General features: G+C 68.1%; 14 protein-coding genes and 1 pseudogene. 6 read left to right on the top strand and 9 right to left on the bottom strand.

All coding sequences use genetic code 11. From position 1 onward, the window contains the following. Window positions 1-8: 8 nt before the first annotated feature. The 8 genes and pseudogenes from LG388_RS00550 to LG388_RS00515 all read right to left on the bottom strand — a co-directional run bounded on the left by LG388_RS00550 (window position 9) and on the right by LG388_RS00515 (window position 8,931). Entirely contained in the window at window positions 9-1,805 is a 1,797-nt protein-coding gene (locus LG388_RS00550) for an acyl-CoA dehydrogenase C-terminal domain-containing protein (RefSeq protein WP_225780904.1), read from the bottom strand. 61 nt (window positions 1,806-1,866) lie between these two features. Then, on the bottom strand, window positions 1,867-2,559 hold the full coding sequence (locus LG388_RS00545; protein ID WP_225780903.1) for a TetR/AcrR family transcriptional regulator: 693 nt from the start codon (window positions 2,557-2,559) through the stop codon (window positions 1,867-1,869). A gap of 465 nt (window positions 2,560-3,024) precedes the next feature. Next, window positions 3,025-3,738 carry a DUF4198 domain-containing protein gene (locus tag LG388_RS00540; protein WP_225780902.1) on the bottom strand — a complete coding sequence of 238 codons (714 nt, stop codon included), beginning with the start codon at window positions 3,736-3,738 and terminating at the stop codon, window positions 3,025-3,027. 10 nt (window positions 3,739-3,748) lie between these two features. After that, window positions 3,749-5,748, bottom strand: a pseudogene (locus LG388_RS00535) (TonB-dependent receptor). 120 nt (window positions 5,749-5,868) lie between these two features. Continuing rightward, on the bottom strand, window positions 5,869-6,354 hold the full coding sequence (gene nikR, locus LG388_RS00530; protein ID WP_225780901.1) for a nickel-responsive transcriptional regulator NikR: 486 nt from the start codon (window positions 6,352-6,354) through the stop codon (window positions 5,869-5,871). A 228-nt stretch (window positions 6,355-6,582) separates the two neighbouring features. Beyond that, window positions 6,583-7,431: a fumarylacetoacetate hydrolase family protein gene (locus LG388_RS00525; RefSeq protein WP_225780900.1), complete on the bottom strand. Its 849-nt coding sequence runs from the start codon at window positions 7,429-7,431 to the stop codon at window positions 6,583-6,585. A gap of 22 nt (window positions 7,432-7,453) precedes the next feature. Further along, entirely contained in the window at window positions 7,454-8,200 is a 747-nt protein-coding gene (locus tag LG388_RS00520) for an SDR family NAD(P)-dependent oxidoreductase (protein ID WP_225780899.1), read from the bottom strand. After that, window positions 8,197-8,931, bottom strand: a complete 735-nt coding sequence (locus LG388_RS00515; protein WP_225780898.1) for an SDR family oxidoreductase — start codon at window positions 8,929-8,931, stop codon at window positions 8,197-8,199. The genes LG388_RS00520 and LG388_RS00515 overlap by 4 nt, the downstream gene beginning before the upstream one ends. Window positions 8,932-9,070: 139 nt before the next feature. Here LG388_RS00515 and LG388_RS00510 point away from each other — a divergent pair, with 139 nt between their 5' ends. The 6 genes from LG388_RS00510 (at window position 9,071) to LG388_RS00485 (ending at window position 15,581) form a co-directional block, all read left to right on the top strand. Then, window positions 9,071-9,778 carry a FadR/GntR family transcriptional regulator gene (locus tag LG388_RS00510; protein WP_225780897.1) on the top strand — a complete coding sequence of 236 codons (708 nt, stop codon included), beginning with the start codon at window positions 9,071-9,073 and terminating at the stop codon, window positions 9,776-9,778. Between the two features lie 49 nt (window positions 9,779-9,827). After that, window positions 9,828-10,829 carry a sialic acid TRAP transporter substrate-binding protein SiaP gene (locus LG388_RS00505; RefSeq protein WP_225780896.1) on the top strand — a complete coding sequence of 334 codons (1,002 nt, stop codon included), beginning with the start codon at window positions 9,828-9,830 and terminating at the stop codon, window positions 10,827-10,829. Between the two features lie 155 nt (window positions 10,830-10,984). Next, the gene (locus tag LG388_RS00500; RefSeq protein WP_225780895.1) at window positions 10,985-11,542 is read left to right on the top strand and encodes a TRAP transporter small permease; all 558 of its coding nucleotides are present in this window, start codon (window positions 10,985-10,987) and stop codon (window positions 11,540-11,542) included. Between the two features lie 15 nt (window positions 11,543-11,557). Further along, window positions 11,558-12,952: a TRAP transporter large permease gene (locus tag LG388_RS00495; protein WP_225780894.1), complete on the top strand. Its 1,395-nt coding sequence runs from the start codon at window positions 11,558-11,560 to the stop codon at window positions 12,950-12,952. 23 nt (window positions 12,953-12,975) lie between these two features. Continuing rightward, on the top strand, window positions 12,976-14,502 hold the full coding sequence (locus LG388_RS00490) for a UxaA family hydrolase (protein ID WP_225780893.1): 1,527 nt from the start codon (window positions 12,976-12,978) through the stop codon (window positions 14,500-14,502). A gap of 11 nt (window positions 14,503-14,513) precedes the next feature. Continuing rightward, window positions 14,514-15,581, top strand: a complete 1,068-nt coding sequence (locus LG388_RS00485; protein ID WP_225780892.1) for a malate/lactate/ureidoglycolate dehydrogenase — start codon at window positions 14,514-14,516, stop codon at window positions 15,579-15,581. A 98-nt stretch (window positions 15,582-15,679) separates the two neighbouring features. On the opposite strand, the gene katG is transcribed toward LG388_RS00485, so the two are convergent. After that, window positions 15,680-17,950 (bottom strand): catalase/peroxidase HPI, encoded by a 2,271-nt coding sequence (gene katG, locus LG388_RS00480; RefSeq protein ID WP_225780891.1) that lies wholly within the window; start codon window positions 17,948-17,950, stop codon window positions 15,680-15,682. Between the last annotated feature and the right edge of the window lie 7 nt (window positions 17,951-17,957).

The raw sequence follows: 17,957 nt of genomic DNA, 5'->3' as shown, positions 1-17,957 counted from the left end.
GCAGCGGATCAGGCCAGCGCCGCGTCCGTGTCCATCAGCACCTTGCTGCCGGCACGCGCGGTGCGCATCAGCGTCGCCGTCTCCGGGAACAGCTTGGCGAAGTAGAAGCGCGCGGTCTGCAGCTTGGCCGTGTAGAACGGATCGGTGTTGCCGGCCGCGATCTCGCGCAGCGCCACCTGCGCCATGCGCGCGAACAGGTAGCCGAACACGAAATGGCCCGCCACACGCAGGTAGTCCACGGCGGCCGCACCCACCTCGTCCGGGTTCTGGAAGCCCTTGAAACCGATCTCGGTGGTGAACTTGGTGAGCTGGTCGCCCAGGCCCGCGATCGGGTTGATGAACTCGGCCATCCTCTCGTTCACGCCTTCTTCTTCGACCAGCTTCGCCACCAGCTTGCCGAACTTCTTGAGCGACGCGCCGTTGTTGCCCAGCACCTTGCGGCCCAGCAGGTCCAGCGACTGGATGGTGTTGGTGCCTTCGTAGATCATGTTGATGCGGTTGTCCCGCACGAACTGCTCCATGCCCCATTCCTTGATGAAGCCGTGGCCGCCGAAGACCTGCATGCACGCGTTGGTGCTGATGTGGCCGTTGTCGGTGATGAAGGCCTTGACGATGGGCGTGAGCAGCGCGACCAGTTCATCGCTGTCCTTGCGCACCTTCTCGTCGGGGTGGTTGTGTGCCTTGTCCAGCAGCAAGGTGCAGAAGATCTGCAGCGCGCGGCCGCCTTCGGCATAGGCCTTGGCCGTCAGCAGCATCTTGCGCACGTCGGGGTGCACGATGATCGGGTCGGCCTCCTTGTCCTTGGCCTTCACGCCCGAAAGCGAGCGCATCTGGATGCGGTCCTTGGCATAGGCCAGTGCGTTCTGGAAGGCCACTTCGGTCAGGCCCAGCGACTGGTTGCCCACGCCCAGGCGGGCGGCATTCATCATCACGAACATGGCGGCCAGGCCCTTGTTCGGCTCGCCCACCAGCGTGCCCACCGCGCCGTCCAGGCTGATCTGCGCTGTGGCGTTGCCATGGATGCCCATCTTGTGCTCCAGGCCGGTGCAGAAGATGGGGTTGCGCGCGCCCAGCGAGCCATCGGCGTTCACGAGGAACTTGGGCACCACGAACAGGCTGATGCCCTTGCTGCCCTTGGGCGCGTCGGGCAGGCGGGCCAGCACCAGGTGGATGATGTTGTCGGTGAAGTCGTGCTCGCCGGCCGAGATGAAGATCTTGCTGCCCGTGAGCTTGTACGTGCCGTCGGCCTGCGGTTCGGCCTTGGTGCGCAGCAGGCCCAGGTCGGTGCCGCAATGCGGCTCGGTCAGGCACATGGTGCCGGTCCATTCACCGCTGGTCAGCTTGGGCAGATAGGTCTTCTTCTGTTCCTCGGTGCCGTGTGCCACCAGCGCCTCGTACGCGCCGTGCGACAGGCCCGGGTACATGGTCCAGGCCTGGTTGGCGCTGTTGAGCATCTCGTAGACACACTGGTTCACCACGAAGGGCAGGCCCTGGCCGCCGTACTGCGGATCGCACGAAAGCGCCGCCCAGCCGCCTTCGACGTATTTCGCGTAGGCCTCCTTGAAGCCCTTGGGCGTGGTGACGGCGTGCGTTTCCTTGTCGAGTACGCAGCCCTCGGTGTCGCCGCTGATGTTCAGCGGGAAGGTGACTTCGGACGCGAACTTGCCGGCCTCCTCGAGCACGGCATTGATCGTGTCGGCATCGGTCTCGGCATGCGCGGGCAGCGCCTTGAACTCCTCGGTGACCTGGAGGACTTCGTGCAGCACGAATTGCATGTCGCGAAGCGGGGGGGTATAGCTGGGCATCCGGGAGTCTCCTGGAGAGAGGTTGCTGGAAAAACGAAGGAAAGGAAGACGCAACGGCGGATCAGCGCACCGGCTTGAGCCGGCGCGCGGCCGTTCTGCCGCCGTCAGCGGTCGAAGCGGGCGGCGCGGCATCGGTGGCCACGCGCGCGAGGATGTTGGCGAAGCCCGTGTTGGCGCGCGCGATCGAGCCGGGCACGCGCAGGAAGCGGGCTTCGTAATGCAGGGCGAGGATCAGGCCGTGGATCTCGAAAGCCAGCTGGCGCGCATCGGACTGCGCCTCCAGATGCCCTTCGGACTGCGACTGCTCGATGGCGCGCAGCACGGCCGCCTGCCAGATGCTGACCGACTCCACCAGCGCGTCGCGCACCGGGCCGGGCCGGTCGTCGAATTCGGACGCCCCGCTGATGTAGATGCAGCCCGAGTCGATCTCGGTCGAGGTGCGCCTCATCCAGTTGGCGAACATCGCGCGCAGGCGCGGCAGGCCGCGCGGCGCCTTCAGCGCCGGAAAGAAGACTTCCTGCTCGAAGCGGTGGTGGTATTCGCGCACCACCGAGATCTGCAGTTCCTCGCGCGAGCCGAAGTGCGCGAACACGCCCGACTTGCTCATCTGCGTGAGCTCGGCCACGGCGCCGATGGACAGGCCTTCGAGCCCGATCTGCGCGGCCAGCGCGAGCGCGGCGTCCACGATCACGGCCTTGGTCTGCTGCCCCTTGGGCGCGGCGCGGCCGGTCTTGGCGGAAAGGGACGATGCCATGGTCGAAGGTTTTGAATAAAACGAACGGTCGTTCTATTTTGCAGGAGACCCACAGACCCTGCCATGCAAAGACCTAGTGCGTGAGCAGGTTATGCGAATGGCGCGAATGGTGCGCCGCGCGCTTTGGCACGTTTTCACGCCGCCTTTGGCGCTTTTCGACGCCGGTTTTGGCGCGATTCTGCTTTCCAGTGGGTCTGTGGATAACTGAACGCATCACGCCACTCCCTGGATTGGACAGTTAAACGCGAGACGCAAGAGAAAAGCCGCCCAAAGGCTGCTTCTCTTTGACCGGCCGCCTTGGCGGCCTCGTTCCTGTCAGCCCACGCCAGCCAGGAAATTCGTGATTTCCACCAGCGTCTCCTGGCCATGCCCGAGGTCACTGTCGAAACCCCAGGGGTGGCCGTCGTCAACCGCTCACGCCGCTGGTACGAGGCGCGATGACCGCCGTGCCCCCGGCGCCGCCGCTCAATGGGCGTGCGCCTCGAAGGCGTAGAGGTATTCGTAGCTGAGGCTCGTGGTCCGCGGATCGCCGGTGACCGGCAGGCGCAGGATCGCCATCAGCTCGTTGCGCCCCTGCGCCGGGGTCACGGTCGCGGTCCCGTCCTTGCCGGTGTGGACGGGTATGCCGTGCTCGCCGATGGACAGACGCACGCCGGCGACGGGCCGGCCGTCCTTGAGCACGCGCACGCGCATCGGCGCACCCGCGTGCGGGTGGTCCGCACGGGCGGCCACGATCTCGAAGGGCTGCCCCACGACCATGCGCGCCACGTAGCCCCATTCGATGACCGACTTGTGGAACTTGAGCGCGCGCACGCCGCGCGTGGCGCCGGGGTTTTCGTTCATGGGCCGGTTCACCAGCGGGCCGGCGTCGGTGCCGCTGAAGTAGCCGTTGTCGAAGGCCGCGACCAGCAGCGCGGCCTTGCCTTCGGGCCGCACTTTCACGCCCTGGGCCGTCGTGCGCGATTGCACGGCGATCGGATGGGCGCGCGTGTCGTAGGCGGCGACCGATGTCAGCTTCTCGGCCGGGTAGGCCTCGAGCCGGCCCTGGTGGCCGCCGAACTGCACGAGGTAGCTGCCGTCCGCCTCGGGCATCAGCCAGACGTTGTGGGCCTGGGCCGCGCCCAGCATCAGGCCCAGGCCCAGCCCGCACAGCGCGGCACGGATGACGCAGACCCCCATGGGATTCCTTTCAGAAAGAGAAACGGGCGCCCAGCTTCAGCGTGCGCGGCGCGCCCGGTGCGAAGAGCGGCATGCCCCCGATGACGGAGACCGAGGTGGCATAGGCCTTGTCAGCCGCATTGGCGAGCGTGGCATGCAGTTCGTCCGGCCGGGCGCCGCTGGCGCGGTAGCGCAGGCCCAGGTCCACGGTGGCATAGCCGCCGTCATGCAGGCTGTTGTCGGCATTCACGGCGTAGCGGCCCACGCGGCGCCAGGTCAGCGAAGCGGTCCAGTTCGGCACCGGCGTCCAGGCGGCCGTGGCGGTGGTCATGGAGCGTGGCACGCCTGCCACGCGCTTGCCGATCAGCGCCGCGTTGCCGTTCTCGGTCACGCGGGAATTCGCGCTGCCGTAGGTCAGCGACAGCGCCAGGTCCTTGCGCACGGCCCACAGCGCACTGGCCTCGACGCCGGTGCGGCGCGTGGCGCCGTCGTTCTCGTACACGCCCGGTGCGACCGTGCGGATCTCGTCGGAGGACGTGAGGCGATAGGCCGCCAGGTCCACGGCCACGCCCGGGCGCGGCCTCCACAGCGCCCCCACCTCGGTCTGCCGGAACACGTTGGGGTCGAGCTGCGAGGCGCCCAGCGCGTACTTGGCGAAGGTGTTGGCGCGAAGCCTTCCGCCCAGCTGGCGCGCAACTCCAACTGCGGCAGCACCTCGGAACGCACGCCCAGCTTGGGGCTGGTGTGGCTGACGCGCGCCAGCGACCCGCAGGGATCCGTGGCCGTCTCCGGCCCGTTGCGCTCACAGCCGCCTGAAAAGCGGTCCCAGCGCAGACCCAGCGAAGGTTTGAAGAGCCGATGGATCGGCGCCTCCACCTCTGCGAAAGCCGACAGGCTGTTCAGGTCGGACGTGCGGTCGCTGATGGCCGGGTTCAGCCGCACGCGCCGAAACAGGCCGTCGAAATACTGGTAGCCGGTGCTCTCCCGGAAGGTCTCGATGCCGGCCACCCAGTTCAGCGGCCCCCAGGCCGCGGCGGTGCGGCCGTTGAGGCTGGTGCCGGCGCCGAACACCTGGCGGTCGTAGGTCTCTTCGCGCTGGCGCCAGGCCGTGCCGCCGACGGGCCGCGAGAAGTAGCGCGTGAAATCCTGCCGCGTGTGATAGACGAAGCTGAGCAGCCGCAGACCGGGGGCCAGGCTGTGGTTCACATCGGCGCGCACGGTACCGAAGTGCTTGCGGGCCCCGTCGTTCATGGCGCGCGGATCCTGGCCATAGGGATCGACGGCGAACTGGTTCTCCGTGAGGTAGCCGGGCGAATCGCCATGGGCCGTGTGCAGCCGTGCCGACAGCGCCACCTCCAGGTCGGCGGTCACGACCTTGGCCCAGCGGCCGGCCAGCGTGCTGCGCTCGGCTTGCGAATGGGCACGGAAGCCGTCGGTGCGCACGTGCTGCGCAGCCAGGTGAAGGGACTCGCCCTCGCGGAGCTGGAAGCCCAACGCCGCCTGCACGTCCAGCGCGCCGTGCGATCCGACGCTCACATCCAGGTCCTTGTCACTGCCCCGCTTGCGCGTTTCCACCGCCACCAGGCCGGCGCGGTTGAAGTTGCCGTACAGGGCCGAGACCGGCCCGCGGAACACCCGCAGGCGCTCGATCTCCAGCGGCACGATGACGTTGAAGTCCACGTAGCCGTCGGCATGCGACATGGCTTCGTTCAGCGGAATGCCGTCGAGCACCACGCCCAGGTCGCCGCCATGACCCCCGCCGCCGAAGCCGCGCAGCACGAACGCATCTGCCACGCCGGAGAGCTGGTAGTCCTGCACGTTCATGCCCGGCACGTGGCGGAACAGCTCCTGCGGGCGGCTCGGGTGCAGTTGGCGCAGGTCGTCGGCTTCGAAGGTGGTGGCCGGGAAGGCAGCGGCCCCCTGGCCCAGCGCCTCGCCTTTGACTTCGACTGGCGGCAGGGTTGGCGCCGCCGCCTCGGGCTGCGCCGCATGCTGGGCCCGCAGCAGCGTCGGCGCGACTGCGGCGGCCATGGCCAGGAGGGCGGGCAGGGCCGCCAGACGGGGACGCCGCCACGGGGTCTGGGTCATCGATCACTTCGCAAATGAGTGAAGTGGCACCCGCCTTGGCGGGCCGGGGCGCGTGCCGCGGCCTCAGCCGCGGCGCGGGCGAGGCGCGTGCGGCGGCTGCAAAGCGCGGGACTCGCGCGCCAGGCGCCGCGCGCGCTCATCCGCAGGCAGGGCCGTCGGAACCAGGTTGAGCTGCCCATGGTGCACGCCCCGTTCGGCCATCAGGGCGTCGGCGAACTGCCGCACCTGGCGGGCCGGCCCCTTGAGCAACACCGTTTCCAGGCACCGGTGGGGGTCGAGGTGCGCATGCACCGCCGCGATGGTGAGTTCGTGCTGCGCATGCTGGTGGCGCGCCAGGCGCTCGGAAAGTTCGCGCTCGTGATGCGCATACACATAGGACAGGCTGGCCACGCAGGCCGCCTCGCCATCGTCGTCCTCCCGCAGCCGCGCCAGCTGCCCGCGAAGGATGTCGCGCACGGCTTCCGAGCGGTTGCCGTAGCCGCGCGTGGCGATGAGGTGGTCGAACTCGTGGGCCAGTTCGTCGTCGAGGGAGATGGTGAAGCGTTCCATGCGGCGTCGGTCATGCCGACCTCTGCCCGGCTCGCAGGCCGTGCGGAGATGGCGCCGCCAGTATGAAGTTTATCCATTTCTTCATACATACGCCATCTGCCGTACGCGGCGGGAATGACGCGCTTTCGCAGGAACGCCGGCCCAGCAAGAAGGCCCCGATCCGCCTCTAGTCGGAGGCGGTCGGGGCCTGCGCGGTGAAGCCGCCGCGTGGCGCGCGTCAGCGCGGCTTCAGGGCTTGAACGGCACCACTTCCTGGCGCTGCTCGCCCAGGCCTTCGATGCCCAGCGTGATCACGTCGCCCTTCTTGAGGAACACGGGCGGCTTCATGCCCATGCCCACGCCGGGCGGCGTGCCCGTGGTGATCACGTCGCCCGGCATCAGCGTGTTGAGCTGGCTCACGTAGCTGACCAGCTTGGCCACGTTGAAGATCATGGTTTTGGTGTTGCCGGTCTGCATGCGCTGGCCGTTCACGTCCAGCCACATGCCGAGCTTTTGCACATTGGCGATCTCGTCGCGCGTGACCAGCCAGGGGCCGATCGGGCCGAAGGTGTCGAAGCCCTTGCCCTTGTCCCAGGTCAGCCCGTGCTCGAGCTGCCAGGCGCGTTCGCTGACGTCGTTGACCACGCAGTACCCGGCCACGTAGTTCAACGCGTCCTTCTGCGAGACATAGTGCGCGCGCGTGCCGATGACCACGCCCAGCTCCACCTCCCAGTCGGTCTTGACCGAGCCCTTGGGCAGCATGATGGGATCGTTCGGGCCCTGGATGCAGCTGTTGGCCTTGGTGAAGACCACGGGCTCGGCCGGGATCGGCATGTTGGATTCGGCCGCGTGGTCGGCATAGTTCAGGCCGATGGCGATGAACTTGCCCACGTTGGCCACCGGGCTGCCGAAGCGCGGCTTGCCGCGCACCAGCGGCAGCTTGTCGGTCTTGACCTTGCGGATCCTGGCCAAAACCGCGTCGCCGAGCTGGGCCGCGCCGATGTCAGGCACCACGGACGAGAGATCGCGCAGCTGGCCGTTGGCGTCGATCAGGCCGGGCTTCTCCTTGCCGGGGTTGCCATAGCGGACGAGTTTCATGTCTTGTTTTCCTTTTGGAGATTCAGTAGGTAGAACGGCCGCCCGAGAGGTCGAACACCGCGCCGGTCGAGAATGAACATTCTTCGGAACAGAGCCAACCGACCATCGCGGCCACCTCGTCGACTGTACCGAAGCGGCCCATCGGGATCTTGGACAGCATGAAGCCGATGTGCTCGCGCGTCATCTGTTCGAAGATGGCCGTCTTCACGGCCGCGGGCGTCACGCAGTTCACGCGAATACCCGTCTCGGCCAGTTCCTTGCCCAGCGACTTGGTCAGGCCGATGACGGCCGCCTTGCTGGCGCTGTAGGCGCTGGCATTGGGGTTACCGTCCTTGCCCGCCACCGAAGCGATGTTGACGATGCGGCCGTAGTTCTTTGCGCGCATGAGCGGCACGATCTCGCGGCAGCAGAAGAACAAGCCGTTGAGGTTGACCTGCTGCACCTGCATCCACTGCTCGGGCGGGTAGTCCCACAGCTTGGCGTTGGGGCCGGTGATGCCCGCGCAGTTCACGAGGATGTCCACCGCCGCATGGGCGGCGGCCGTCCGGCGTGCGGCCTCGGCCACGCTCGCGTGCTCGGCCACGTCCACCGTCAGCGTGTCTGCGGCAGCGCCCAGTTCGGCCTGCGCCTTCGCCAGCGCCTGCGCGTCGCGGTCCCACAGCGTCACGCTGCCGCCCGAGCGCAGGATGCGCTGCGCGATGCCCAGGCCCAGCCCCGTCGCGCCGCCGGTGACCACCGCGTGGCGGCCCTGCAGGTCGAGCCCGTTCATATCGTGATGCCCCCGTCGACCGTGAAGGCCTGGCCCGTGGCGAACACCGACTCGTCGCTGGCCAGGAAGACCACCACGGGCGCGATCTCCTCGGCCTGCGCCAGCCGGCCCATGGGCTGGCGCGCGATGAAGGCCTGGCGCGCGGCCGCCGGGTCGGCATTGGCGTTGATGCGCTCGCCCAGCGAGGGCGTGTCCACCGTGCCCGGGCACACGGCATTGCAGCGGATGCCCTGGCCCACGTAGTCGGCCGCCACGCTCTTGGTCAGGCCCAGCACGGCCGCCTTGGTGGTGCCATAGACGAAGCGGTTCGGCAGGCCCTTCATGCTGGAGCACACGCTGGCCATGTTGATGATGCTGCCCCTGCCCTGCGCCAGCATGCGCGGCAGGGCGGCCTGGATGGTCCACATCTGCGCCCGCACGTTGAGGCGGAATGCGAAGTCCAGGTCGTCGTCGCTGGCCTGCAGGGCCGTGCCGTTGTGCACCACGCCGGCGCAGTTGAAGAGCACGTCCAGCGCCGGCAGTTCGCCGATCGCCTGCGTGATGGCGGCCTTGTCGAGCACGTCGAGCCGGCGCGTGTGCACGTGGGCCACGCCGGCATAGGCCGCCAGCAAGGCTTCGTTCACGTCGGTCGCCCACACCTGCGCCCCTTCGGCCGCCATGGCCAGCACGCTGGCGCGGCCGATGCCCTGGCCTGCCGCCGTGACCAGCACGGTCTTTCCCTGCAGTCGCATTCGCCTTGTCTCCTTGTCTTGGCCCGGTTCGCCGCGCCGATTCGGGTTAGGCCGGATTCGGAACCGGTTTCACGCAACGTATTCTGGAATTGGCCTGACCACTTGTCCACTCCGTAGAAGCCCGCACCGGAAAGACTTCGTGCCCTTGCAGACCGTCGAACCCCAACGCCTGTACCGGCAGATCGCCGAACAGCTGCGCGGCCTGATCGCCGCGGGCGAGTTCGCGCCCGGTGCGCGCCTGCCCGCGGAGCGCGACCTGGCACGCCAGCTGGGCGTGAGCCGGCCTTCGGTGCGCGAAGCGCTGATCGCCCTGGAGGTGGAAGGCTATGTGGAGGTGCGCACGGGCTCGGGCGTCTACGTGCTGGAACGCGCGCCCTCTGCAACGCCGCCGGTCACCGAACCGGAATGGGGGCCGCTGGAGCTGATCCGCGCGCGCCGCGTGGTCGAGGGCGAAACCGCCGCCATCGCGGCGCTGCAGCGCAAGCGCGCGCAGCTGGACGCGATGAGCCGCGCCATCGAAGAGATGCGCGACATGGCAGCGCGGCAGGTCATGCCGCTGGAGGGCGACCGCGCCTTCCACCTGGCCATCGCGCAGTGCTGCGACAACGCGGTGCTGCTCGAAACGGTGCAGGGCTTCTGGGATTCGCGCCGGCGCCCCATCTTCACCCGCCTGGGCGGCTACTTCGAGACCGTGGCCTCCTGGCGCAAGGCCATCGCGGAACACGAAGCGATTCGCGATGCCATCGCTGCGCGCGACGCCGACGCCGCGCGCGCGGCGATGCACACGCACATGGACCGTTCCCACCAACGATTCAGCGCGAGCTGGCGGCGCGCGCAGCAGACCTGAACGCCAGCACCTTGCAAGTCAGCAACCCCAACGACGGAGACCACGAGCCATGACGACCTTCAGCCAACGATTCACCCGGCGCGCCCTTGCCGCCTGCGCGGTCGCCCTGGGCGCCGCCAGCCTGTTCGGCGCGGCCCAGGCCCAGACCAAGCTCAAGTGGGCCCATGTCTACGAGACCTCCGAGCCCTTCCACAAGTACTCGGTCTGGGCCGGCGAGGAGATCAAGAAGCGCACCAACGGCAAGTATGAGATCACCGTCTTCCCGGCCTCCACGCTGGGCAAGGAGGCCGACATCAACCAGGGCCTGACCCTTGGCACCGTGGACATCGTGCTGACCGGCGCGAGCTTCGCGGGCCGCAGCTACACGCCGCTGTCGATCAGCTACTTCCCGTTCATCTTCCGCGATGCCGAGCACCAGCTCAAGTACGCCAAGAGCGACGTGTTCAAGGAGCTGGCCAAGGGCTACGACGACAAGACCGGCAACCACATCACGGCCCTTTCCTACTACGGCGCGCGCCACGTGACCAGCAGCGCGGCCAAGCCCGTCAGCAAGCCCGAGGACATGAAGGGCTTGAAGATCCGCGTACCCGACGCGCCGGCCTACCTGGCCTTTCCGCGCGCGCTGGGCGCCAACGCCACGCCGATCGCCTTCGCCGAGGTCTACCTGGCCCTGCAGAACAACACCGTGGACGCGCAGGAGAACCCGCTGCCCACCATCGAGGCCAAGAAGTTCTACGAGGTGCAGAAGAACATCTCGCTGACCGGCCACATCGTCGACTCGCTGCTGACCGTGGTCTCCGGCAGCCTGTGGAACAAGCTCAGCGCCGAGGAGAAGAAGATCTTCGGCGACGTGATGATGGAAGCCGCCGAGAAGACCGGCCGCGAGATCATCGCCTCCGAAGCCCGCCTGGTGGAGGAGTTCAAGAAGAAGGGCAACAACGTGATCACGGTGGACAAGGACGCCTTCCGCGCCGCCGTGCTCAAGAACACCAAGCCCACCGACCACGGCTACCGCCAGCAGGACTACGACCGCATCCTGGCCATCAAGTGAGGTCCGGCGAAGCGTACGGCGCCAGCGTCATCACCAACGATCAAAGACCAGAAGCCTGACACACCGCGGAACCGGCTTCGCCGGCCCGCTGGCGTGGCCCCCGGGCAGGGGGTTGGCGAAGCGCACGCAGGGCGCACAGACTGGGGGCGAGCAACATGACTGAACAAAAAATCATCGACGATGAAGGCCACTTCCATGCCGAGGACGAGGAGGTGGACCTGTCCGGCACGATCGCCGAAGGCTGGGTGGCGCTGGCGCTGTTCTGGCTGCTGGGCGCCACCGTGCTCTACCAGTTCGTCACGCGCTATGTGCTCAACGATTCGGCCGCCTGGACCGAGGAGGTGGCGCGGTACATGCTGATCGGCGTGGTCTTCATCGGCGCGGCCATCGGCGTGCGCAAGAACAACCACATCCAGGTCGACTTCTTCTACCGCCACATGCCGCCTGCCGTGGGCCGCTGGGTGTCGCGCGGGGTGGACGTGGTGCGCATCGCGTTCTTCGTCGCCGCGGCCGTCATGACGGTGCAGATGATGTTCAGGATCGGCGGCAACACGCGCATGACCATCATCGACGCGCCCATGAACATCGTCTACGCGGTGTGCTGCCTGGGCTTCGCGGCCATGGCCTGGCGCTCGCTGCAGGTCGCGCGCATCCACTGGGCACGCGGCTACAGCGTGCTCGAGCGCCCCGAGTCGACCCTCGACGACCGATAAGAAGCACAAGAAGCCATGCTCAAGATCCTGTTCCTGTTCTTCATGGCCGGCGGCATTCCGGTGGCCATCGCCATGGCCGGCGCCTCGCTGGTCTACATCCTCATCTCGGGCAACCTGCCGCCCTTCGTGGTGGTGCACCGCATGGTCAGCGGCATCGACAGCTTCCCGCTGCTGGCCGTGCCCTTTTTCATCCTGGCCGGCAACCTCATGAACAACGCCGGCATCACCACGCGCATCTACAACTTCGCGCTGGCGCTGGTGGGCTGGCTCAAGGGCGGCCTGGGCCACGTGAACATCGTCGGCTCGGTGGTGTTCGCGGGCATGAGCGGCACGGCGATCGCCGACGCGGCCGGCCTGGGCACCATCGAGATCAAGGCCATGAAGGAGCATGGCTACAGCACGGAGTTCGCGGTCGGCGTGACGGCGGCCTCGGCCACGCTGGGGCCCATCATCCCGCCCAGCCTGCCCTTCGTCATCTACGGGATGATGGGCAATGTCTCCATCGGCGCGCTGTTCCTCGCGGGCCTGATGCCGGGCCTGCTCATGACCATCCTCATGATGCTCACGGTGGCCTACTACGCGCACAAGAACGGCTGGGGCCGCGACATGAAGTTCAGCGGCCCGCGGCTCGTCAAGGCGCTGTCGGAACTGACCGTCGTGGTCGGCTGGCCGCTGGGCCTGTGGCTGCTGGTCGACAAGCTGGACCTGCCGGCCCAGCCCACGGTGTTCGCGGGCCTGGCCTCGCTGTTCATCCTGGACAAGCTGTTCAAGTTCGAGGCCCTGCTGCCCATCATGACGCCCGTGCTGCTGATCGGCGGCATGAGCACGGGCCTGTTCACGCCCACCGAGGGCGCCATCGCGGCCTGCGTCTGGGCCATGATCCTGGGCTTCGTCTGGTACCGCACGCTCAAGTGGAAGATGTTCCTCAAGGTCTGCCTGGAGACCATCGAGACCACCTCCACCGTGCTGTTCATCGTGGCGGCTGCGTCCATCTTCGGCTGGATGCTGACGGCCACGGGCGTGACCACCGACATCGCCAACTGGGTGCTGAGCTTCACCAAGGAAGCCTGGGTGTTCCTGCTGCTGGCCAACCTGCTGATGCTGTTCGTCGGCTGCTTCCTGGAACCCACGGCGGCCATCACCATCCTCGTGCCCATCCTGCTGCCGATCGCGCTGCAGCTGGGCATCGACCCCGTGCACTTCGGGCTGGTGATGGTGCTGAACCTCATGATCGGCCTGCTGCATCCGCCCATGGGCCTGGTGCTGTTCGTGCTGGCGCGCGTGGCCGGGCTCTCGTTCGAGCGCACCACCATGGCCATCCTGCCCTGGCTGGTGCCGCTGCTGCTGAGCCTCGCCTTGATCACCTACGTGCCGCAACTGGTGCTGTGGCTGCCCAAGATGTTCTTCTGATCCCGCCCGAAAGAGGCCCCACGATGACCCCCTTCATCCGCCTGCATCCGTCCGACGACGTGGTGATCGCACGCAGCCAGCTGGTCGGCGGCGCCACCGTCGAAGACTTCGCGGTGCGCGGCCTGATCCCGGCCGGCCACAAGGTCGCCGCGCACGCCATCGCCCAAGGCGCGCCGGTGCGCCGCTACAACCAGATCATCGGCTTCGCGAGCAAGCCCATCGCCCAAGGCGAGCACGTGCACACGCACAACCTCGACATGGGCCCGGACAAGGGCGACTTCGCGCGCGACTACGCCTTTGGCGCCGACGTGAAGCCGGCGCCGGCGAGACGCGAAGCGACCTTCATGGGCATCAAGCGCGCCGACGGCCGCGTGGCCACGCGCAACTACATCGGCGTGCTGACCAGCGTGAACTGCTCGGCCACCGCCGCACGCGCCATCGCCGACCACTTCTCGCGCCAGACCAACCCGCAGGCGCTGGCCGCCTTTCCGAACGTGGACGGCGTGGTCGCGCTCACGCACGGCACGGGCTGCGGCATGGACGCGCAGGGCCTGGGCATGCAGATCCTGAACCGCACGCTGACGGGCTATGCCACGCATGCCAACTTCGCGGGCGTGCTGGTCGTGGGCCTGGGCTGCGAGGCCAACCAGATCAACGCCTGGCTCGCGACTGGCCACCTGGCCGAGGGCGAGAACTTCCGCACCTTCAACATCCAGGACACAGGTGGAACGCGCAAGACCGTGGAGAAGGGCATCGCCCTCATCAACGAGATGCTGCCGCGCGCCAACGCGGTGAAGCGCGAGCCCTGCAGCGCGGCCCACATCACGATCGGCCTGCAGTGCGGCGGCTCGGACGGGTACTCGGGCATCAGCGCCAACCCGGCGCTCGGCGCGGCCGTGGACATCCTGGTCGCGCATGGCGGCACGGCCATCCTATCGGAAACGCCCGAGGTCTATGGCGCCGAGCACCTGCTCACGCGGCGCGCCGTGCGCCGCGAGGTCGGCGAGAAGCTGGTCGAGCGCATCCACTGGTGGGAGCGCTACACCGCCCTCAATGAAGGCGAGATGAACAACAACCCTTCGCCCGGCAACAAGGCGGGCGGGCTGACCACCATCCTCGAGAAATCGCTGGGCGCCGTGGCCAAGGGCGGCACGAGCAACCTGGAGGCCGTCTACGAGTATGCCGAGCCCGTCACCGCGCACGGCTTCGTCTACATGGACACGCCGGGCTACGACCCGGTCAGCGCGACGGGCCAGGTGGCGGGCGGCGCCAACATGATCTGCTTCACGACAGGCCGGGGCTCGGCCTACGGTTGCGCGCCCTCGCCTTCGCTCAAGCTCGCGACCAACAGCGTGCTGTGGCAGCGCCAGGAGGAGGACATTGACATCAACTGCGGCGAGATCGTCGACGGCCAGGCCAGCATCCAGGAGATGGGCCAGCGCATCTTCGAACTCGTGCTGGCCACGGCCTCGGGCCAGCAGACCAAGAGCGAGAAGCACGGCTATGGGCAGAACGAGTTCGTGCCGTGGCAAGTTGGCGCAGTCATGTAAGGTCGCGGCCCATGAGCAAAACCATTTCTTCCGAACAGTTGACCGCCCAGGTCGCGCACGTCATCCAGGCGGCCGGCAGCAGTGCCGCCGAGGCGCAGAAGGTCGCGGCCAACCTGGTCCTGGCCAACCTCTCGGGCCACGATTCGCATGGCGTGGGCATGGTGCCGCGCTACGTGGACGCCGTGCTCGAAGGCGGCCTCCAGCCCAACACCTCTGCCAAGGCCACCGTCGACATCGGCACCCTGCTCGCGCTGGACGGCCAGCGCGGCTACGGCCAGGTCGTGGGCGAGCAGGCCATGCAGATGGGCATCGCGCGCGCCAGGGAACACGGCAGCTGCATCATGACGGTGGGCAACAGCCACCACCTGGGCCGCATCGGCCATTTCGCCGAGATGGCGATCGAAGCCGGCCTGGTCTCGCTGCACTTCGTCAACGTGCTGTCGCGGCCCGTGGTCGCGCCCTTCGGCGGCGGCGACGGGCGCTTCGGCACCAACCCCTGCTGCATCGGCATCCCCTTGCAAGGACAGGAGCCCTTCGTGCTGGACTTCGCGACCAGCCGCGTGGCCCAGGGCAAGATGCGCGTGGCCCACAACAAGGGCGAGCGCGTGCCGGACGGCTACCTGATCGATGAGCAAGGCGCGCCCACCAACGACCCGGGCGTGGTGGTCGTGCCGCAGTCCAACGGCCTGTTCGGCGCGCTCATGACCTTCGGCGAGCACAAGGGCTATGGCATGGCGGTGGCCTGCGAACTGTTGGGGGGCGCACTCAGCGGCGGCGGCACCTGGCACCGCGAGGCGGACCAGAAGCGCAGCGTCTACAACGGCATGCTCACGGTGCTGATCGATCCGGCACGGCTGGGCACCCAGGCCGCCTTCGAAGCCGAGGCCCGCGCCTTCGTGGACTGGCTGCATGCCGGTCCGCCGGGGGAAGGCCATGCGCGGGTGCAGATCGCGGGCGAGCCTGAACGCGCCGCGCGGGCGGTGCGGGCGCGCGAAGGCATCGTGCTCGACGACGCGACCTGGGCCGAGATCGTGGCGGCGGGGGCCAAGGTCGGGGCTTCGGTCGAAGCCGCGGCCTGAGCTGCGTCGCCTTCGGCATCCCCGCGTTTCACGCACCCGAGAAGAAACACCCGCCGAGGCAGGTGTTCTCTGCGTTCATGCGCCAGGCCTGCGGCGCATCAGCGCGCCAGGTCGAAGCGGTCCAGGTTCATGACCTTGGTCCAGGCGGCGACGAAGTCGTCGACGAACTTCCGCTCGGCGTCCGAACTGCCATAGACCTCGGCCAGCGCGCGCAGTTGCGCGTTGGAGCCGAAGACCAGGTCGGCGCGCGTGCCGGTCCAGCGCAAGGCGCCGCTGCGGCGGTCCCGGCCTTCGTACAGGTCCTTGGCCTCGGAGGTCGCCGTCCAGGCCGTGCCCATGTCCAGCAGGTTCACGAAGAAGTCGTTGCTCAGCGTCCCGGGGCGGTCGGTGAACACGCCATGGACACTCTGGCCCGCATTGGCGCCCAGCACGCGCAAGCCACCGACCAGCACCGTCATCTCGGGCGCCGTGAGCGTGAGCAGCTGCGCGCGGTCGACCAGCAGCACTTCGGCCGGCACGGCATCGCGTGCCTTCTGCGGCTCCTTTCTCCAATTGCGGAAGCCGTCGGCCACGGGCTCGAGCACGGCGAAGGAGTCGACATCCGTCTGCGCCTGCAGGGCATCGGTACGCCCCGGCGCAAAAGGCACGGTGACTGCATGGCCGGCTTTCTTCGCGGCCTGCTCCACGCCCACGCCGCCAGCCAGCACGATCAGGTCGGCCAGCGACACCTGCTTGCCGCCGGTGGCCGTGGCGTTGAAGTCCTTCTGCACGCCTTCCAACGCCGCGAGCACGGTTGCCAGTTGCTCGGGCTGGTTGACGGCCCAGTCCTTCTGCGGCGCCAGGCGGATGCGCGCGCCGTTGGCGCCGCCGCGCATGTCGGAGCCGCGGAAGGTGGAGGCCGAGGCCCAGGCCGTGGAGACCAGCTGCGCAATGCCCAGGCCCGTGGCGGCGATCCGCTCCTTGAGCGCGGCGATGTCCTGGGCATCGATGACCGGTTGCGCGGCGGCGGGGATCGGGTCCTGCCAGATCAGGTCCTCGGCCGGCACTTCGGGGCCCAGGTAGCGGCTCTTGGGGCCCAGGTCACGGTGGGTGAGCTTGAACCAGGCGCGCGCAAAGGCATCGGCGAACGCGTCCGGGTCGGCCATGAAGCGGCGCGAGATCTTTTCGTAGACCGGGTCGAAGCGCAGCGCCAGGTCCGAGGTCAGCATGGCGGGCTTGATTTTCTTCGTCTTGTCGAAGGCGTGCGGGATCGTGGGCTCAGCGTCCTTGGCGACCCACTGGTGCGCGCCGGCCGGGCTTTTGGTCAGCTCCCACTCGTAGCCGAACAGGTGCCAGAAGAAATCGTTGCTCCAGCGCGTGGGCGTGCGCGTCCAGGTCACTTCCAGGCCGCTGGTGATGGTGTCGGCGCCCTTGCCGCTGCCGTAGCGGTTGTCCCAGCCCAGGCCCTGCTGCGCCAGGTCGGCGGCCTCGGGCTCCTGGCCCACGTTCTCGGCCGAAGCCGCGCCGTGCGTCTTGCCGAAGGTGTGGCCGCCGGCGATCAGCGCCACGGTCTCTTCGTCGTCCATGGCCATGCGCGCGAAGGTGTCGCGGATGTCGCGCGCGGAAGCGAGCGGGTCGGGCTTGCCGTCCGGCCCTTCGGGGTTCACGTAGATCAGGCCCATCTGCACGGCGGCCAGCGGGTTCTCCAGGTCGCGCGTGTGCGGCACTTCGCTGTCGTCGTCCTTGACCAGCACGCCATGCGCCTTGTCCGCGCCGGGCGAGCCCTGGCTGTAGCGGATGTCGCCTCCCAGCCAGGTGGTCTCGCGGCCCCAATACACGTCCTGGTCGGGCTCCCACACGTCGCGGCGCCCGCCCGCGAAGCCGAAGGTCTTGAAGCCCATGCTTTCCAGCGCGACGTTGCCGGTCAGGACGATCAGGTCGGCCCAGGAGATCTTGCGCCCGTACTTCTGCTTGACGGGCCAGATCAGGCGGCGCGCCTTGTCCAGGCTCACGTTGTCGGGCCAGCTGTTCAGGGGGGCGAAGCGCTGCTGTCCGCGGCCCGCGCCGCCGCGGCCGTCACCGATGCGGTAGGTGCCGGCCGCGTGCCAGGCCATGCGCACGAACAGGCCGCCGTAATGGCCGAAGTCGGCCGGCCACCAGTCCTGCGAGTTCGTCATGACCTCGGCGAGGTCCTTCTTCACGGCCGCCAAGTCCAGGCTGTTGAATTCACGCGCGTAGTCGAAGTCGGCTCCCATGGGGTCGGACTTGGAGGAATGCTGGTGCAGCAGGTCCAGCCGCAGTTGCTGGGGCCACCAGTCGCGGTTGGTGGTGCCGCTGCCGGCGGCTGCAGAGTGGAAAGGGCACTTCGCTGCGGCGTTCGCGCTCGTCATGGACAGG

Origin of the sequence: Xenophilus sp. Marseille-Q4582, from assembly GCF_916700565.1 — a bacterium.
In the GTDB taxonomy this organism is placed as follows: Bacteria; Pseudomonadota; Gammaproteobacteria; order Burkholderiales; family Burkholderiaceae_C; genus Xenophilus.
This window is presented reverse-complemented; position numbering and strand designations above follow the sequence as displayed.